General features: G+C 35.2%; 16 protein-coding genes. All 16 read left to right on the top strand.

What is annotated here, in order from left to right:
* Positions 1–54 precede the first annotated feature (54 nt).
* The 16 genes from I6E85_RS04750 (at position 55) to I6E85_RS04675 (ending at position 18,240) form a co-directional block, all read left to right on the top strand.
* Positions 55–597, top strand: a complete 543-nt coding sequence (locus tag I6E85_RS04750) for a hypothetical protein (RefSeq protein ID WP_197236655.1) — start codon at positions 55–57, stop codon at positions 595–597.
* A 299-nt stretch (positions 598–896) separates the two neighbouring features.
* Complete coding sequence (locus tag I6E85_RS04745) at positions 897–1,205, top strand: hypothetical protein (RefSeq protein WP_197236654.1); 309 nt, start codon at positions 897–899, stop codon at positions 1,203–1,205.
* Between the two features lie 242 nt (positions 1,206–1,447).
* Positions 1,448–2,566 carry a sugar-transfer associated ATP-grasp domain-containing protein gene (locus tag I6E85_RS04740; RefSeq protein WP_197236653.1) on the top strand — a complete coding sequence of 373 codons (1,119 nt, stop codon included), beginning with the start codon at positions 1,448–1,450 and terminating at the stop codon, positions 2,564–2,566.
* A gap of 9 nt (positions 2,567–2,575) precedes the next feature.
* On the top strand, positions 2,576–3,622 hold the full coding sequence (locus tag I6E85_RS04735; protein ID WP_197236652.1) for a glycosyltransferase family 4 protein: 1,047 nt from the start codon (positions 2,576–2,578) through the stop codon (positions 3,620–3,622).
* A 22-nt stretch (positions 3,623–3,644) separates the two neighbouring features.
* Positions 3,645–4,724: a glycosyltransferase family 4 protein gene (locus I6E85_RS04730; RefSeq protein ID WP_197236651.1), complete on the top strand. Its 1,080-nt coding sequence runs from the start codon at positions 3,645–3,647 to the stop codon at positions 4,722–4,724.
* The gene (locus I6E85_RS04725; protein WP_197236650.1) at positions 4,725–5,906 is read left to right on the top strand and encodes an aspartate-semialdehyde dehydrogenase; all 1,182 of its coding nucleotides are present in this window, start codon (positions 4,725–4,727) and stop codon (positions 5,904–5,906) included.
* Between the two features lie 25 nt (positions 5,907–5,931).
* Complete coding sequence (locus tag I6E85_RS04720; RefSeq protein ID WP_197236649.1) at positions 5,932–6,675, top strand: WecB/TagA/CpsF family glycosyltransferase; 744 nt, start codon at positions 5,932–5,934, stop codon at positions 6,673–6,675.
* 1 nt (position 6,676) lies between these two features.
* Positions 6,677–7,810 carry a sugar-transfer associated ATP-grasp domain-containing protein gene (locus tag I6E85_RS04715; RefSeq protein ID WP_197236648.1) on the top strand — a complete coding sequence of 378 codons (1,134 nt, stop codon included), beginning with the start codon at positions 6,677–6,679 and terminating at the stop codon, positions 7,808–7,810.
* A gap of 706 nt (positions 7,811–8,516) precedes the next feature.
* Positions 8,517–10,733 carry a choice-of-anchor A family protein gene (locus I6E85_RS04710; protein ID WP_197236647.1) on the top strand — a complete coding sequence of 739 codons (2,217 nt, stop codon included), beginning with the start codon at positions 8,517–8,519 and terminating at the stop codon, positions 10,731–10,733.
* Between the two features lie 101 nt (positions 10,734–10,834).
* Positions 10,835–11,233 carry a 3-phosphoshikimate 1-carboxyvinyltransferase gene (locus tag I6E85_RS04705; RefSeq protein WP_197236646.1) on the top strand — a complete coding sequence of 133 codons (399 nt, stop codon included), beginning with the start codon at positions 10,835–10,837 and terminating at the stop codon, positions 11,231–11,233.
* 220 nt (positions 11,234–11,453) lie between these two features.
* Positions 11,454–12,857: an undecaprenyl-phosphate glucose phosphotransferase gene (locus I6E85_RS04700; RefSeq protein WP_024590395.1), complete on the top strand. Its 1,404-nt coding sequence runs from the start codon at positions 11,454–11,456 to the stop codon at positions 12,855–12,857.
* On the top strand, positions 12,841–14,055 hold the full coding sequence (locus I6E85_RS04695) for an outer membrane beta-barrel protein (protein WP_197236645.1): 1,215 nt from the start codon (positions 12,841–12,843) through the stop codon (positions 14,053–14,055). Before I6E85_RS04700 ends, I6E85_RS04695 begins: the two co-directional genes overlap by 17 nt.
* Positions 14,055–14,573: a polysaccharide biosynthesis/export family protein gene (locus I6E85_RS04690; protein ID WP_010554202.1), complete on the top strand. Its 519-nt coding sequence runs from the start codon at positions 14,055–14,057 to the stop codon at positions 14,571–14,573. The genes I6E85_RS04695 and I6E85_RS04690 overlap by 1 nt, the downstream gene beginning before the upstream one ends.
* Before the next feature lie 22 nt (positions 14,574–14,595).
* Positions 14,596–16,803, top strand: a complete 2,208-nt coding sequence (locus I6E85_RS04685; protein ID WP_197236644.1) for a polysaccharide biosynthesis tyrosine autokinase — start codon at positions 14,596–14,598, stop codon at positions 16,801–16,803.
* A 14-nt stretch (positions 16,804–16,817) separates the two neighbouring features.
* Complete coding sequence (locus I6E85_RS04680) at positions 16,818–17,546, top strand: tyrosine-protein phosphatase (RefSeq protein WP_197236643.1); 729 nt, start codon at positions 16,818–16,820, stop codon at positions 17,544–17,546.
* On the top strand, positions 17,539–18,240 hold the full coding sequence (locus I6E85_RS04675; protein WP_197236642.1) for a VpsP family polysaccharide biosynthesis protein: 702 nt from the start codon (positions 17,539–17,541) through the stop codon (positions 18,238–18,240). The genes I6E85_RS04680 and I6E85_RS04675 overlap by 8 nt, the downstream gene beginning before the upstream one ends.
* The last annotated feature ends 148 nt before the right edge of the window (positions 18,241–18,388 follow it).

The raw sequence follows: 18,388 nt of genomic DNA, 5'->3' as shown, positions 1-18,388 counted from the left end.
ATAAATGCATAAAAGCCATAAAGTTTAATATGAATCTAATAAACAAGGAATGTAATGTTTTTTTCACGTATATCACAAATTATCTTTTTTCTATTTTTTGTCGGGATAATAGGTGTGTTTTCTTTCGAACTCGACAAGCCTGCACATATTGTAAATATAAGAGGTATAGATTACCTTGTTCATCCTGGTTACATTATTCAAGATTATAACCACGCTACTAATGAGATTTATGCATCTAAAGGTGCCAAAGTTTATTTAAGCACAGATTTGGGTAAAACGTTCAATAGTTTATATACAGTTCCTTTTACTTTTGAGCTGGCAGCATTCGCATCACGTTTTGCAATAGTTCGTAGCTTAACTGGTTTTCATGAAAGCATTGAAGTTAAAGTTATAAGTCAAAAAAAGCATTTAATTATTTATGGTAAAAGTATTTTTACATGGTCGAAAAGTTCAGGCCTTACAAAAAGTACTCAAGAACTCAGGAGGATAGGTGGTAATAAACTTACTTTGTCGCAAAGTGTAACCCAACTACCTGACGGAACACTCTTTCTAGGTGAATACGGACGAAATACAAAAAAAATGAGATTAGTGTATTAAAAAGTACCGATGAAGGCTTTACATGGGAAGTAGCAACTACACTTGCAGGAGGACTTATAAGGCATATTCATACTGTTGCTTACAACCCTTTTGATAGAAATGTTTGGCTTGGGACTGGCGATACAAGTGAGCAAATATTTTTAGGTTTTATACATGATGGGGTTTTTAATAAAGTATTTAAAAACAAACAAGATTATCGAGCCGTTAGTTTTCAATTCCTTGGTAATAAGGTTTTCTGGGGTAGTGATTCCCCTGATATAGAGACTAATCATATTTACTCATTCGATTTGAATAAAAACGTGCTGACTAATTATGGTGCTGTTAATGGCCCCGTGTACTATAGCTATTTAAATAAAAATGAAGAAATGTACTTTGCTACGGCACATGAAACACTAGGTATTGGTATGCATAATGATAATGTTTCAATATGGAAAAAAACCGATGATGGGTTAGAAGAGGTTTTCACAGTGCCACGCGCAAATAACACGAAACGACATTCATTAATAAGGTTCCCTAAAAGTAATCAATACGATGGTTTAATTTTTAGTGCTCATAATATTTCACCAAAAGGAGCTTTTTTGTTTGTTAAAAGCGAACACTTAAAGTAGTAGGTAATGAAAATACTCGATTTTAATTAATGTAAGTTATAGTTAATTACGAAGTTAATTTTTAACCTTATTAAGATAGTAATATGAATTTATGAACTACCTGTTGTGCATCAGAAGTAAATTAATATTGATGTTTTTACAGGGTGATTTCGGTTTTACTCCAATTAATAAAGTAAAAGAATACAAAATCAATGATTGAAAATTAATATTGGACGCGCATTTACAATTTATAAGGGTTTTTAATGAGTTTACTTGTTTTTTTTAAGCATAAATTAGTTGAGAAAATAAGATGTTTATATCTAATTAACTTCAACTTTAGGTATAAAAGCAATATGCAGCGTTATAAGGAATCTATAAATAAAAAAAGCAAAATTTTAATAAAGTCTGAATTGAAAGAGTTGAAAAATTACTGGGGGTGTTATCCACTCCAGTATTTTAATCATGACTTTTATTCGAAAAATTGCATGTTAAGTATGGAAGAAATGAAAAATTTTATACCAAGCTATTATTTTTATCGAGTAATATTTCCGCAATATGATGATTCAAAAGCAGTACTCAATATTGTAGAAGATAAAATAGTAATGGACGTTTTATTTGATGGAATGAACTTCCCAACGGCAAATGTCATAGCTAAGAAAAAGACTCGCTACATTTTTAATTCAAAAGGTATTGCACTAAATAACGATAGTTTTGAAGAGTTATTAAGCTCCTCCCATAGTGCTAAGCTATTTATTAAACCTGCAAATGGGCGCGGGGGTAGCGGAATTTTAATTGCTAAAAAGCAAGACGATGTTTATAAAATTAAAGGCTCTGATTTAGAGTTAAACTTTGATTATGTTAGTAGGTTGAAAGGTGATTTTGTTATAGAAGAAGCTATTTCACAGCATTTGGATATCGAAGCCGTCTATGCTCACAGTGTAAACACACTTAGAGTTATTACAAAAAGAAATACTCAAGGGCAAGTAGAGATAATAGCTACAACGCTTAGGATGGGGTCGAAGGGGAGCGAAATAGACAATACATCTGCAGGAGGCCTTGTTATAGGTATTGATTTATTAACCGGTCACGCTTTTAGAGATTATGCGACACAAGAATATGGTTTAGAGCGTTTTTATGAACATCCAGACTCTGGTTTTAAATTTAAAAATTTAAAAATTCCTAATTGGTTAAATATTCAGAATGAAATATTAGAACTTGCTAATGAAAATATAATTTTGAATTTAACTGGCTGGGATATTGCGGTAACAAATGATGGAATTGTAGTTATTGAAATCAATACATTATTTGGTATTGATGGATTGCAGTCAGCTTTAGGTGGGCTAGAAAAAAAGTTCTCTGAAAATAGAACTGTTAAAATGTGAGGAATTAAATTGAAGAGTAAAGTATTGGTAATTAGTGTGTCAAATAAAGGGGCAGGTGGTGTAGCTAGTGTTGTTAGCACCTTTATGGATAATGAATTTTTAAACTCAAAGCATCAAATTAGCTATTTTTTTACGAATAGACCAGGGGGCAATGTTAGGAAATTTATAAGTACGTTGTTTGCTTTTATTTCTTTTCCCTTTCTATTAATTTTTAATAGGTATGAGGTGGCTCATATTCATGGCGGAAGTGTGCTCCGTAAAAGCTATTATGCACTTTGGTTAAAGCTTTTTAAAATACCAACTATATATCAAAACCACGCCGCTAACCTTGATTCATACTATAAAGGTGCAACAGGTATTAAAAGAGCGTATATGGATTATATTTTTAATCTTTATGACCTTCGATTATGTTTAGGTAGTTACTGGAAGCAAACATTAGGCCAGGTTATGGGGGCAAAGTGGGAAGTACTATATAACCCTGTACCTGAATTGCTATTAAAGAAATCACATCATAATACCTGTAATTTTACATTTATGGGCGAGCTTAGTTCTCGAAAAGGGGTTAAAGATTTAATACATGCATTTGCAAAAGCAGAAAACAAAAATGCGCGATTGCTAGTTGCGGGTAACGGTGATGTTGAATGCTTGGCTGTACTATGCAGCGAACTTGGCATTTCTGAAAAGGTAGAATTCTTGGGATGGATTAACAAAGAGGAAAAGCTTGATTTGTTAGCGCGAACAGATGTTGTAGTGCTGCCAAGTTATGCTGAAGGCCTACCTATGAGTATTCTTGAAGCTATGTCCGTAGGCTTGCCTGTTATAACAACACCCGTAGGTGCAGTAGAAGATGCAATTACACACAATGTTCATGGTTTGTTAGTGCAACCAGGTAACATAGAGCAAATTTCTGATGCATTGAATGAGCTCACACATAATATAGGCAAGCGAATCCAATTTGGAAAGGCTGCCCGGGGTAAGTTTTTAGAGTGTTTTAAAGATGATGTAGTAGCTAAGAAACTCTCAGATTTTTATGCAAAGCTTACAACAAATAATTAGTAGAGTATTTTGGAGAGTTTAATTGAATAAGAAGTACAATTTAACAATAGCCACTGATATAAAGGGTAAAGGTGGAGTTTCAAGTGTTCTAAAAGTTTTAGATGAGGCTGGCTTTTATAAAGATACGAATACAAAGTTGATAACTAGTCATAGTAGCTATAATAATTTTAATTTGTTTTTTCAACTGGTCACATTTTCTTTTTGTATTTTAAAATTATTATACAATTTAGTTTTTTTTAATATTACTCTAGTTCATATTCATTTAGCTTCAAGAGGTAGCTATAAAAGAAAGTCTATCTTGACCCGTATTGTTTGCTTTTTTAAAGTGAAAATTATAATACACCTTCATGGCGCTGAGTTTAAGGAGTTTTATAATAATGAATGTGATGATGCTAAAAAAAATCATATTAAAAACACCTTTAATATGGCTGATAGAGTCATTGTACTATCTACACAATGGTTAGATTGGATTGACTCTATTTTGTTAGATAAAAGTAAAGGTCTTGTGGTCTATAATGCAGTACCTGAGCTTCCTATATTTGAAACAAAAATAGAAAAACATTTTAACTTTATTTTTTTGGGTCGCCTAGGAGAGCGAAAAGGAGTAGCTGATCTTATATCTGCTTTTTCTCGAGTTTTAAAGTTACATCCAAACGCCAGACTTTTGCTTGGCGGTGATGGTGATTTAAATAAGTATAAACAAATTGTTCATGATTTAAGTATTCAAAATGAAGTGAAATTTTTGGGCTGGATTTCTGGAAATGAAAAGCTTGAGATTTTGAAAAAAGTGAACTCATATGTACTTCCAAGTTACAACGAAGGTTTTCCTATGGGTGTTCTTGAAGCAATGTCATGCAAAGTCCCAATAATAGCTTCTAAAGCCGGTGGTATACCCGATGCAATTACATCTAATGAGGAAGGTATATTAATTGATGCAGGTGACACAAATGCGTTAGTTAAGGCAATGCTCTTTTCTATTGAATCACCAGAAAAAGTTGAAAGCATGCAAAACAAGGCTTTTATAAAGTATTTAGAAAACTTCAGTCCAAATACGGTTGTTCCTCAAATAATAAAAATTTACAAAGATTTAGGTGCTATTTAAATGAACCAAAATTTATCTGAATGTAAAAAGCAAATTTTAAAGTCTGCGCAGGAAAGTAGTTATGCAGGTCAGGACCCATTTGATGGGCTGAATAGCCATCTATTTAACTTTTTCCCAAAACTAAAAACTGGCATATTTGGCCTCGCATTTATTCAACTTAATAAGCGATTAGCAATAAATATTAGGCCTTTATTGGGTGTACCTAAAATGCGAAACCCAAAAGGTATTGGTTTATTTATTTTAGGTTTATTGGAAGACTATAAAGCAACAAATGAGAAAATATATTTAGATGAAGCCAAAGAACTTGCTGACTGGTTGCTTACCCAGCAAAGCGATAAAGCTACTTGGCAACATAGTTGTTGGGGATATCATTTTGACTGGAATGCACGCGCTTTTTTTGTGCCAAAGGGTAAGCCCAACGTTATTACTACTATTTATGTGGCACAAGCTTTATACGCATTAAGTGAAGTGACCTGCGAAAATAAATATAGAGAACCAGCGCTTGATAGTGCTCATTTTATTGTTAAAACTTTATACAAAGAAAGTGATGATAAACAGTTTTTTGGCTACATACCAGGTGAAAATACATTTGTACATAACGCAAGTCTATGGGGTGCTGCATGGGTAGCAAAAGTGGCTACACTTACAAGCAATGAACATTATAAGCAGCTTGCTTTAAATGCTGCGCGTCAGTCAGTAAAAGGTCAGGGAGCTGATGGCTCTTGGGTTTATGGCGCTCGCCACCATCATCAGTTTATAGATGGCTTTCACACTGGCTACAATTTAGAAGCATTACGCTTATTAAGTGACACTCTAAATACAGATGAATTTGAAGAGTCTATTAAGCTAGGTTTACAATATTACAAAGAGCATCTATTCGAAGCAGACGGTACCGCTAAATATTATAATAATAACCGTTATCCATTAGACATGCATAGTGTTTCGCAAGCTATTTTTACGTTATTAAAAGTAGGTAAAACAGCTGAAGATTTTGCTATGGCTGAAAAAATAATAAACCGCTCTATTGGAACACTGTACCTATCAAAAGAGCAGCGTTTTATTTATCAAAAAAACAAGCTTTTTACTAATAAAATAAACTACATACGTTGGACCCAAGCGTGGGTTTATTATTCATTTGCTTACTTTCATAGTCAAAAAAATAGTCAACAAAGTAGAAGCTGAACCACTTTTTAAAACGGATATAAAAATGAAACGAATTGAATTTCTAAAAGCGCCTATGGATATAGCATCAATGGAAGAAACTGTTTCTTTTATTGAAAGTAGAATTGAACAAAAGCAATTTTTGCAGCATGTAGTGGTTAATGTGGCAAAAATTGTAAATATGCAAAAAGATCTTGTTTTAGCTGATTCAGTTAAAGCGTGCGATTTAATAAATATTGATGGTATGGGTGTTGTATTTGGCGCACGTTTTTTAGGGCACAATGTACCAGAGCGTGTTGCTGGTGTTGATTTATTCCATGAGCTGTTAGCCATGAGTGCCAACCGAGATTTCCCTGTTTTTTTACTTGGTGCTACCGAAGAGGTCGTTACTAAAACTGTTGATAAAGTGACAGCGTTAAATCCTAATCTAACAATCGCGGGTTATAACGATGGCTACTTTTGGGATGATGAGGAAGCAGTGGTCACTAAAATACGGGAGTCTGGCGCTAAGTTATTATTTGTTGCAATTACCTCGCCTAAAAAAGAAAATTTTATTAATAAATGGCAAAACAAACTTGGCGTCGATTTTGTTATGGGGGTAGGCGGCACATTTGATGTGGTTGCCGGTAAAGTAAAGCGTGCACCACAGTGGATGCAAAAAGCAGGATTAGAATGGCTCTATAGAGTAATACAAGAGCCAGGAAGGATGTGGAAGCGCTATTTAAAAACAAATACAAAGTACTTAATACTTTTATTAAGTGAAAAATTTAAAGCTAAAAAAGGAAGTTAGTATGTTTAATGTTATTAATAAAGATAGGGTGGCCTACCTCTATAATGAATTTGTTGTAAAAATGCTTCACGATAAAGAAAGAAAGCCATTATTACAGCAAATTAAAGAGCTTTACTTATTAGCGCGAGCGATAAAATATTGGCCCCATAATTATTTTAAATATGATGGATACAAAAAAGGCAAAAGCTTAGACGAAGTTAAGTTATATTCAACCGGGTTACTTTTTGGTGACTTTAGACAAAAATACTTAAATGATTGCAGGTATACAGTATTTGCTGATGATAAGTTTTTATTTCATAAGTTAATGGCTGATTCTAATATACCAACAGCCAAGTTAATAAATGTGATTTCTCATAATATGGGTAAAAATGAGTCAATAGGCCTAAATGATGCAAATGCTAAAGATGTTTTAGACTCTATTATTGCGCGTGCGATTGTTATTAAGCCTGTAATTGACTCATCCCAGGGTGCTGGTGTTAATGTAATTAATATTAATACCGATGCTCTAAAAAAATTTGAAATTTCGGGCATTACTTATACTTCAGCAGAGTTATTAGAAAAAATATTCTCTGAATCGGCTTGCAGTTATTTAATTGAAGAAAAGATACAGCAGCATTCATTTAACCAGAGCATTTATCCTGAGTCAGTAAATACAGTAAGAGTAGATTCATTACTTTCAAAAGCAGGTGAAGCGATTATCAATTCAGCCTATTTGCGCATTGGCAGGAATGGCCGTAAGGTCGATAATTGGTCTGGGAAATCTGGGGGGATAGGCGTAAATGTTAATATTGAGACTGGAGAATTAAGTTCACTAGGTATCGACTATTGTAAAAATCTATATTCAGAGCACCCAAATACAGGCGTTGCCTTTTCTGGTCTAACGGTTCCATATTGGGATGAAATTATTAATATTGTTAAAAAAGCAGCTTTACAGTTTCCAAACCTTAAATCATTGGGTTGGGATATTGCTTTGACCGAAAATGGTCCTCTAATATTAGAGGTAAATGCCGATTATGATATTTTAGCTCAACAGACTTGCACGCAGGCTTTTGGTCAAAATACTGCATTTTATTCTGAGCTGATTAATTACAGTAAAAATACTAAATACCAAAAGCATTTTGCAATTAGTCGCTAATGATAGTAGTACGATAAATTAATCTTAAATAGGATTTTATTTATAAAAAACATAGAACAATAGAGTTATATTTAAACGTATACGCTTAAACTTATCTCTGAGGTATTATGTTGAGTGTTACATCTAAACTAAAGTTTTACTGTAAAAGGGCTAGGAATTATTTTTTATCTTGGCCCTACCTTGAATTTTCATCTTTATTGCATTTAGTATTTTCAAACCTCCTCCGCGCATATATTATTTGTTACCTTATTTGAGTTATTTACTTGCTCAAGAGGTGGTAATTTAGTCAGTTAATGTGGCAGGTATAGGCATCAGCATCAAAAATAAAGAGGTAACTGTAATTAAGTGCCTATAACCCTTTATTGCTATTTAAACTTCTTCTTGATATTTCATAAAGTAATTTGATTTAGTTTATAAGGGGCTGTCAGAGTATTTTCCCGCTTATTTAAGTAACTTGAATTAAACATTAGCTAATTCTTTAGTGCTTTATTCTGTGCTCTTTCCCCTCATTGCTCATTGACTATTGCTTTTCTTGTCGTTTAATCCTGTTGCTTGAGTGGGGAAGTAATCCTTTTGTAGCATTTTGTTTGTTTTAATCTTGTTTGTATATATAATCCCCTGAATTAGTTTTAGGAACAGTAATCATTAATAAAGGTTACTTTAAATTTGATGCATGATAATGCACTTTTTATTTTCGAGGGAAGAAATGATTAAATCATTAAATAAATATAAGAAATTAAGCGCAATTATTGCACTTACTTTAGCTAGCTCGCAAACATTAGCAGCAGACTTAGGTGTTGCAAATAACTTTTCTGCATTAGTATTTGACGAGTTTAAGTCTCACGTAGGCCGTGCTGATGGCGCTATTGCTGCTGGCGATATTAATTTAAAAGGTGTGTACAGTGTTGGCTATAACCGCCCATCGAGCCCTAATGAATATTACTTAATCAGCGAAACAGGCATTGAATTTGAGCGCGGTCGCCAGTTTGTTGGTAGCATGTTTGCCGGTGGTGGTATTGACACCCATTGGAGTGTGCGCTGGGGCATGGAGCAAGGCTCGAGCATTAAAAGCCACCAAGATGAGTCTGCATTCCCGTTTAGCTTTGATGAACAAGAAGAATATTATAAAAATTTAAGCTCAGAACTCAATCAGCTTGACGAAACAGGTACAGCTAAATGGAAGTGGGGTGGGCTTTACCTAAAAGGTGATAGTACATCTGAAACTCAAGTATTTAATGTAGATGCTGAACGATTTGCTAAAGCTCATACTTTTAAGGTTCGTGGTATACCTAAAGGCGCTACTGTTATTTTTAATATAACAGGCGATCAAAATGTAAATGTAAGAAGTAAAAGCTTTGCTAGGTTAAGAAAGCATGCTTCTAAAACTGTATTCAATTTTGTTGATGCTCAAAATCTTAATATTAAAGGTAGCCGCTGGGAAGGGGTGATTTTAGCTCCTTATGCTGATATTAAAGCCTCTTTTGGTATCGCAAAAATGCCTGTAATTGGCCAGAGTTTTCGTGGTTCGATGGCGTTGTTAGGGGGCGAGTTCAAAGGGAACCTACCATCTGTTGCTGAACCAATTGCTCCATTTGCAATGGAACCAAAATGGCAATGGAATTCTAGCGACTTTATGCCGCAATACAATCAAGTAATGAGCACTCCAGTTATTGTTCAGCTAAATGATGATAACAATGACGGTGTTATCAATAATAGTGATGTGGCTGATGTGATCGTTGTTACCTTTAAAAATGGAGAACACTCAAACGGAGTTGTAAGAGCGTTAAGCGGTATTAATGGCACTGAGTTATGGTATTACTCTCAAGGTGCGATTATGGCTGATGCGGCATTCTCGGTTGGTGCGGCTGACTTCGACAATGATGGTATAGTTGAAATTATTGCTACGAGTAGGTTTGAAGATTTTGTATCTGTGATTGATAATACTGGAATAACAAAAAAACAAATAGAAAAAGTCAATTCTGGCTGGAGAACCACTAGTGATATAACTATTGCAGACATAAATAACGATGGTTCTTTAGAGTTTACGCTTGGAGATGCTGTTTATAATTATGATACAGGCTCGTTATTTAATTTTAATAGATCACCAACATCTACTATTTTTGATTCAAACAATGATGGTATCCAGGAAGTATTTACCAATGGTGAGTTACTAGATGAAAATGGCGCTGTTCTTTGGTCATATAAGGGTGAAAATGACGTATGGTTCTCATCTGTTGCCGATATCGATGATGATAAAGAGCCTGAGATTATATTGTCAATTCCTTCTGGTACTTTATCACAAGAAAAAAGTCGAGTAGTAGTACTTGAACATAATGGCAACGTTAAATGGGAAGTTAATACTGAGGCTAACTCAGGTGGTGGTGCACAAGCCATATCAAACTTTTTAGGTTCAACTCGTATGGGCATTGTAAGCGCGGGTTACACAGCTGTTACTATGTACGATAAAGATGGGCAGTTAGTGTGGTCTGTGGTTAACGATGACGAGTGGAGTGGTAAAATAGGCGTAAGCGCTTATGACTTTAATGGCGATGGTATTGATGAAGTAATAGTTCAAGATCATCTTACTGTTAGGGTGCTTAATGGTGTTAATGGTGAAGTTTTATCAACCGTTGAGAATTCAACGGCATCACTTTGGGAATATCCAATAGTAGTAGATTTAGAAGGCGATAATAACGCTGAGTTAGTTGTTGTTTCTAATAACTATGATTCTCGCTGGTCAATTAACAACGGTGTAACTGTATATGGCGCTGCTGATAGTAGTAAACCATGGAAAAATGCGACTAGAATATGGAATCAGCATTCTTACCATCAAACTAATATATCTCAAGATGGTCAAATTCCTAAAGTCGAAAAACCTAGTTGGTTAAATAATAATACATATCGCTCAAGTACAATTAAGTAAATATTTACTTTTTATTTAAAAAGCCAATTAAGTTTTTAATTGGCTTTTTTATTGTTTATATTATTAACATTTTGTATTTCAAAAATAAGTAGGATTTACGTTTGTCGAAATTAAAAGCAGATCCAGCTATACGCAGTTTACTAAATCGTATGCCTAGTAATGTGCAGGATAGTTTTACCGAAGAACAGCTAGTTCATCTAAAAGTGGCTATAGGTGCAAGGCAGTGGGGTAAGCATGCTGTGGATTACAGAGGTGTAATTAAGTTTTTTAAATACAGATACTATTTTGTTTTACTGGCTGGTCGTAACAGAAGAGAACTTAGTAAAAAAGAGCAAAAAATAGCAGCTATATCGCAGGCAATCACTATATCTATGTTTAGTTTTTTTGTTATTACAATTTTGCTGCTTATTATTTATTTAGTTAAGTCGGCTTTAGGTATTGATATATTTAGTAATTACTCTTTTGGGGTATGGACTTGGTTTAAAGATTTGTTTAAATAAAAATAAGATGCTTCTGTTTGGAGGTGGTTTATAAATGTTTATGTAAGTTTATATTTGTTTTGTTTTGTGTAAGTTCCTCGCTACTTAAAGACATTTTACATAATATTACTATATATAAAGTCATCCTTAATGTTGAATACTTTAGTATGATACTGTAACATTTGCCGCACAGTTTTGTGGAGCTTATTTCACTTTTAAGATATCTATAGGGATACATAGTATGACATCTTCAAGGACGTTTAAGCCTAATGGCTCGTCTGATGCGAATTTTTATCGATTATTCGATATTTTTGCATTGTTTTTAGCCTTTCAGTGTTCGGCTTTGTTCTATAGCTTTGAGCTCACTCCTATTTATATGGTTTCGGTTTTAACCGTTGCTTTAAGCTTTTTATACTGTGCTGAAATATTCTCCGCTTATCGCTCTTGGCGTGCTGGTAAATTTAGAACTATGGTGCTTTGTGCTTGGGGCTCCTTATTTGCTGCATTTTCTGTTTTATTAGTTATATCGTTTGCATTTAAGTTTACTGAGTCGCTTTCGCGTATTGGTCTGGGTTTGTGGTTTTTGTTAAGCGTAACTTTTTTATATGCTTGGCGCCTTGCTGCATACTTATTTAAAAGAAGTAGACGTAAACTAGGGTTAAATTTACGCAATGTTGCCATTGTTGGGGCTACCGAGTCAGCAGTACATTTATATAACGAGATTACTAAAAATGACGAACTTGGCTTTAAGTTTTTAGGTTTTTATGATGACAGGCAACCAGAGCGACTTTTTGAAAACTCAACAAAACACGATGTTGCAGGACGTATTCAAGATGCTGTTAATGCAGCGCGTAATGGTGAAATAGGTGTGTTGTATATTGCATTGCCAATGAAGGCTGATAAACGCATTGCCGATATTTTATTACAGTTAGGTGATACAACGGTTGATGTGCATATAATTCCTGACTTTTTAATATCTAACTTAATACATGCTCGTATTGAGCATGTGGGGGATGTTGACACATTAAGTGTGTTTGAATCACCGTTTATAGGTGCTCGTGAATTTATAAAGCGTACTGAAGATATAATTGTTGCCTCTATTATTTTAATGCTGATTTCTCCAGTACTTGTTGCAATTGCGTTTGCTGTTAAATTCACCTCAAAAGGCCCTGTGATTTTTAAGCAAGACCGGTACGGGCTTGATGGACGTAAAATTAAAGTATGGAAGTTTCGTTCAATGAGTGTTACAGAAAACAGTGCAGTGGTAACGCAAGCCACAAAAAATGATGTGCGTATTACACCTTTAGGTGGCTTTTTACGCCGCACAAGCCTTGACGAGTTACCGCAATTTATAAATGTTTTAAAAGGCGATATGTCGATAGTTGGGCCAAGGCCTCATGCGGTTGCCCATAATGAGGAATACCGTAAAAAAGTAGAGTTTTATATGTTTAGACATAAAGCAAAGCCAGGTATAACAGGCTGGGCTCAAATTAACGGATGGCGCGGCGAAACTGATACGCTGAACAAAATGGAAAAACGTGTTGAATTTGACTTACATTATATTAAGCACTGGTCGTTATGGTTTGATATAAAAATTATTTTTATGACAATTTTTAAAGGATTTAAGAATGCGAATGCATACTAAAACACTTGCACCTATATTTGCTTTGTTAAGTGTAGGGGTCGCAGCACCTGCGGCTGCTAATTTAAAACCAGGTAGTTTTATAACTAAAGATGGCGCCGAAATCACGCCAACGTTACAAACGGGTATAAGCAGTAATAATAACTTTTTTAGCACTCCAACGGATGAAGAGTCGCGTACAATTTGGACCATTACCCCTAATATAAAGGCAGCTATTGAAGACGGCCCCGATAGTTACAACCTTGATTTAAGCACAAGTAGCTCTTTGCATAATAAGGAGAGCGTTGATAATTTTACCCAAGTAAATATTGGTGTTGGTGTACATAAAGAGTTTACCAGCCAGCATCGCCTAGATGTTAATGGTAAAGCCGACTGGCTTTATGAGCCGCGTGGCAGTGGTTTAACTGAGGGCCTTGGGGATGCAGTAAATGAGCTTGTAAAATACCAGCAGCAAAATATTACAGCACGCTATGAATATGGTGCGCAAAGCTCAAAAGCACAAGTTGCTTTAAACGCGGGTTTTTATAGTAAAAAATATCAAAATTTTAGAGCCGTGTCACAGTTTCGTGATTACGATAAATCGTTGGTTGGTATTACCGGTTATTACAATACTCAAGCTGCTACACGTACATTTTTAGAAGTTAAGCAAGAAAATTACCGTTACGATTTTTTAGCAAGTAGCGGCATATCACGTGACTCAGACGACGTAAAGGTGCTGCTTGGTATGGAGTGGGAAGCAACAGCACTTACTTCAGGTTCATTTAAATTGGGTTATCAAAATAAAGATTTTAGTGCCAATGAACGTGAGAGTTTTAGCGGTTTAAGTTGGGAAGCTGGGGTTAACTGGCAGCCACTTAGTTATTCTACAGTGCAATTAACAACAAGTCGCTCAGCTAAAGATCCGCTAGTACAAGGCGATTATATTAAAGAAAGTTTTTACGGTATTAATTGGACACATAGCTGGAGCGATTATTTAAGCTCGCTTGTAGGAGTTACTTATATTGACGAGCAATACACAGGTGATATTGGCCGAAAAGATAAAACTAAAAGTGCACGCTTAGGTTTAAATTATATTGCGAGCAAGTTTGGTATGGTTTCTACTTATGTCGATTTTATTGATAAAAATTCTACACAAAATGCAATTGAGTTCGATCGAGTAGTTGTAGGTGTTAATTTTACGTTTGCTTTAAAGGCTAACTAATGAAGTTTATTTTTAGTTTAACACTTCTAATATTTAGTAGTGTTAGCTTTGCGCAAACAGCGCAAAGTTATGTAATTGGTGCTGGTGATAAGGTAGAAATAAAAGTATTTGGCCAACCCGATTTAGAGGTTACTGCACTTTTGGGTAATAGTGGGGAAGTTAATTATCCTTTTTTAGGTAAAGTTAAATTAGCTGGTCTTAACACTTCTGAAGTTGAACAAGTTATAACGCAAGGTTTAAAACCTGATTATTTAGTAAATCCAAATATATATGTGCAGGTAATTGAATACCGACCTTTTTATATTCATGGTGAAGTTAAAGAGCCTGGCGCTTATCCTTATCAACCCGCAATGACAGTTAATCAAGCGATTGCGCTTGCCGGTGGTTTAACTGAGCGCGCCTCTATTGATAAAATATACATATTTAAAGAGCAAACTAAACAGCAGCAACAAAAAGGTAGTTTAAATAGCCAAATTGCAGCGGGCGATACCATAAAAATTGAACAACGGTTGTTTTAAGCAGTTTACAGGGCAGTAATTAATGAACCAAACAAATGAAAACCTAAGTAATAATGAAGAAATTATTGATTTAGGATCTTACCTTAATGTAATTAAACTCGCTAAATGGCGTATTTTAGGGTTTGCTACTGTAGTTACTTTGTTAACTATTATGGTGGCTTTGACCTTAGTGCCAAAATACATTGCAACTGCTACTTTACTTATAGAAGCTGAGCAAACTAAGGCAGTAAGCTTTGAAGAGATATACGGTCTTGATTCGACAAAAAAAGAATATTATCTGACGCAGTTTGAGGTGATTAAATCGGACAGTATTGCCCGCGAAGTAATCACTAAGCTTAATTTAAAAGCGCATACAGACTTTATAGCTAAGCCGTCTGCGTTGGGTGAACTTAAAACAGCGATAAAAGAGCAACTCCCTTTTTTAAATAAAAAGGAAGAAACGGTATATGATGCACAAGAACAAGCAGAACGAGAAATGCTTGGTTTATTAGCTGTGTTTAAGTCACGTCTTTCAGTCTCGCCTATTATTAAAACTCAACTCGTTAGAGTTAGCTTTGAATCGAGCGATCCTAAACTAGCAGCGCTTGTAGCGAATACCGTTGGTGAAGTTTATATAGATAGCCAAATGCGTGCAAAAATGGGGATTACTCAACAAGCCTCTAACTGGTTAAATACGCGTTTATCGCAATTACGAATTCAACTCGATGACTCAGAAGTGCGCTTACAAAACTACAGAGAGAAGCAAAAACTAGTTGATATTGAAGGTATAGCTGGGCTCGCCACACAAGAGCTTGAGCAAATATCACAACAGTTAATTGTAGCGCGCAACGAAAAAAACAACCTTGAAAGCATTAACCGTGTAATAAGAGAGTATGGTAATAATAACTTAGAGCTTTTAGGCAGTATGCCTGAAATTACATCCCACAAAGTAATACAGGACGTAAAGCGCGAAGTTATATTAGTAGAGCGTAAATTAAGTGACTTAGGCGAAGTGTATGGGCCTAAACATCCTAAAATTATCTCAGCTAAAGCTGAGCTTGCAACGGTAAAAAACAATTTAAATAAACAAATTAAAGGCCTTATTACGGGTATTGAAAAAGAGCTAAACCGGATAACACGTACCGTTAGCGCGCTTGAACGTGATTTAGTTAAAATTCGTGCCGAATATCAAGATATTACCCGCAAAGAAACTCAATACAACCAATTAAAACGTGAAGTAGAAACAAATCGCAGTATATTTAACACGTTTTTATCTCGCTCAAAAGAAACAGAAGTAACGAGTGATTTTAGCTCTGCTGCTGCACGTTTTACTGATAGAGCTTATGCACCAAATGATCCAGCGAAACCAAATAAAAAATTAATTGTTATTTTAGCTTTTGTGGCAAGTTTTGGTTTTGCAGTAGTCATGAGCTTTATATTTGACGCGCTTAACGATACCGTTAAAACTAAAAGTGATGTTGAAAGTAAGTTAGCGCAGCGTATGCTTGGGCTTTTACCGCATGTACAAACACCAAAAAATAGCGTGTTTCCGATACATGCTTATCTGGATGATAACTATAGGCGTTTTGCAGAGTCGGTACGAACGTTCAGAACTAGTTTGCTATTAACTCAGTTAGAGCGCGATCATAAAGTAATAGCCGTAACATCAAGTGCTCCGGGTGAGGGTAAAACCACAACCTCAGCTAATTTAGCTATGTCGCTTGCTCAAATGGGTAAAGTATTGCTAATTGACGCCGATTTGCGCAAACCAAGTATAGCAAAGCGATTTGATATACCGGTATTTCATCCGGGGTTAAGTAATTTAATTGTAGGTACTGAGCAGTTAAGTGAGTGTGTTCATTTAGATGGGCAGTCGGGTGTTGCTATTATGCCAAGCGGGCAGATCCCAGGTAATCCATTAGAGCTTTTATCTAACACGCGCTTTAGTGAAGTACTCGATATATTAAAAACTAAGTATGACCATATAATTATAGATACACCACCAACACAGGCTGTGAGTGACGCCTTAGTTATTGCACAGAGTGTAGACTCGGTAATTTATGTTGTTAAGTCGGATATTACGCGAATTAAACCGATTAAAGCGGGTATTGAACGTCTGTTTGAATCTAAAGCTCATGTTGCAGGTATTGTGCTTAACCAAGTAGATATGAGTAAAAGTAAAGACGAGCATAGCCATGGTTATTACGACTATTATGATTACTCGCAAAAACCTGAACAACCTAATGCATAGTTAAATGCAAATCTATGATTGATATTCATTCTCATATTTTGCCAGGAATAGATGATGGCGCTAAAGATTTAAGCGATTCTTTAGCGCTATTGAATATTGCACAAAATGATGGAATAACCCATATGGTTGCCACGCCACATATACATATTGGGCGATTTAATAACTCGGCCTCGCAATTGTATAGCGAACTTGCTAATTTAAAAGCACAGGCATTAGTAAATAATATTGGTATTAAACTAGCTGTGGCCGCTGAAGTTAGGCTTGATGTAGAGCTAATGAGTTTAGTGCTTAGTAATAAACTCCCGTTTATTGGTACACTTAATTCAGTAAATTATTTATTATTAGAACTCCCGCACTCGCATGTACCGCAAGGTTACGATAAGTTTATAAATTGGCTAGCTAAACAAAATATAAAGGTGATTATTCCTCACCCTGAGCGTAATCGCGATATTCAAGCAAATCCTTTTTATATTGAGCGTTTAAAGCAATTAGGATGTGAGTTTCAATTAACGGCTTCAAGCATTGAAGGTGCATGGGGCGAAACTGCAAAAAATATTAGTATAGATATGCTAAAAAAGGGTTTAGTAACTTATGTTGCATCTGATGCTCATTCAGTTAAGCGTAGGCCTCCTATTTTAAGTAAAGCTAAGCAAATAGTGAGCGAGCTAATTGGTCAAAATGATGCACATGATTTATTTTTTACTAATCCTAAGCGTTTAACAGAGTCGTTGTTTAATGAGTAATTTAAATACAAACCGCCTCACACAAATTGCTATACTTGCAGTTATTACATTAGCTATAGGTTATCAAAGCTTACAAAGTATGCGTGCAAATACATGGTATTTTAATGCACTCAATATTTTGAAGCAGCCCGAAGGTTCAATTACTGCTGTAGAGCTCAAACTTGCTAATGACGCTATTATCCTTGCTGTAGAATTAGAACCAACTCAATCTCATTACTGGCAGTTAAGTGCTTATATAAAAATGCTCAATCTAGCTGTAACTAGCGAGCAAAATAAGAATAATCTTTTGGTTTATCAACAAGCAGAAAAAGATCTATTAAAGTCATTAGAGTTAAGGCAAACATGGTCAGAAACGTGGATTGCACTGGCACAAGTAGTTAGTTATCAAGAAGGGCCTACAGAACGAGTATATGAGTATATTCAGCAGGCTAAAAAATTTGGGCCGTACAAGTTTGATGTGCAGCTTGGTATTATTCAAATAGCGTTAATGAACTGGCAGCAACTCTCTCCAAAATATAAAGCATTGTATGTGGCCGAGCTTAATTTAGCCGTTAAATATGGTTATAAATTTTATCAAGTTTTTGATGTGGCTAAGCAAGTTGATGCTTTGCCTATTTTATGTCTATCGCTTAAATTTGGCCCCCACTTTGAAGCCGTTAGAGCAAGGTGGATGTTTAAAAAACTTTGTAACTAGGTTGGCTTTGAATGCGCTGAGTTTGTTTACGTTAAAGTAAAATGTAAAAAACCAATTGCTCAAAGAGAAGAGAATGAGGAGTAATGAGTAGACACCAAGTAAGCTATTCACGAATTGATTTATCACTTCTCTAAAAGCGCAGCGACTC

It is taken from the genome of Pseudoalteromonas sp. NZS71, from assembly GCF_015864715.1.
Lineage (GTDB): Bacteria > Pseudomonadota > Gammaproteobacteria > Enterobacterales > Alteromonadaceae > Pseudoalteromonas > Pseudoalteromonas arctica.
This window is presented reverse-complemented; position numbering and strand designations above follow the sequence as displayed.

What these genes read in the sequence shown, in the direction of transcription:
- I6E85_RS04725 (WP_197236650.1), top strand. Translation starts at nt 4,725, where the DNA reads ATGAACCAAAATTTATCTGAATGTAAAAAGCAAATTTTAAAGTCTGCG.
- I6E85_RS04680 (WP_197236643.1), top strand. Translation starts at nt 16,818, where the DNA reads ATGATTGATATTCATTCTCATATTTTGCCAGGAATAGATGATGGCGCT.
- I6E85_RS04750 (WP_197236655.1), top strand. Translation starts at nt 55, where the DNA reads ATGTTTTTTTCACGTATATCACAAATTATCTTTTTTCTATTTTTTGTC.
- I6E85_RS04685 (WP_197236644.1), top strand. Translation starts at nt 14,596, where the DNA reads ATGAACCAAACAAATGAAAACCTAAGTAATAATGAAGAAATTATTGAT.
- I6E85_RS04710 (WP_197236647.1), top strand. Translation starts at nt 8,517, where the DNA reads ATGATTAAATCATTAAATAAATATAAGAAATTAAGCGCAATTATTGCA.
- I6E85_RS04720 (WP_197236649.1), top strand. Translation starts at nt 5,932, where the DNA reads ATGAAACGAATTGAATTTCTAAAAGCGCCTATGGATATAGCATCAATG.
- I6E85_RS04695 (WP_197236645.1), top strand. Translation starts at nt 12,841, where the DNA reads ATGCGAATGCATACTAAAACACTTGCACCTATATTTGCTTTGTTAAGT.
- I6E85_RS04675 (WP_197236642.1), top strand. Translation starts at nt 17,539, where the DNA reads ATGAGTAATTTAAATACAAACCGCCTCACACAAATTGCTATACTTGCA.
- I6E85_RS04715 (WP_197236648.1), top strand. Translation starts at nt 6,677, where the DNA reads ATGTTTAATGTTATTAATAAAGATAGGGTGGCCTACCTCTATAATGAA.
- I6E85_RS04740 (WP_197236653.1), top strand. Translation starts at nt 1,448, where the DNA reads ATGAGTTTACTTGTTTTTTTTAAGCATAAATTAGTTGAGAAAATAAGA.
- I6E85_RS04690 (WP_010554202.1), top strand. Translation starts at nt 14,055, where the DNA reads ATGAAGTTTATTTTTAGTTTAACACTTCTAATATTTAGTAGTGTTAGC.
- I6E85_RS04700 (WP_024590395.1), top strand. Translation starts at nt 11,454, where the DNA reads ATGACATCTTCAAGGACGTTTAAGCCTAATGGCTCGTCTGATGCGAAT.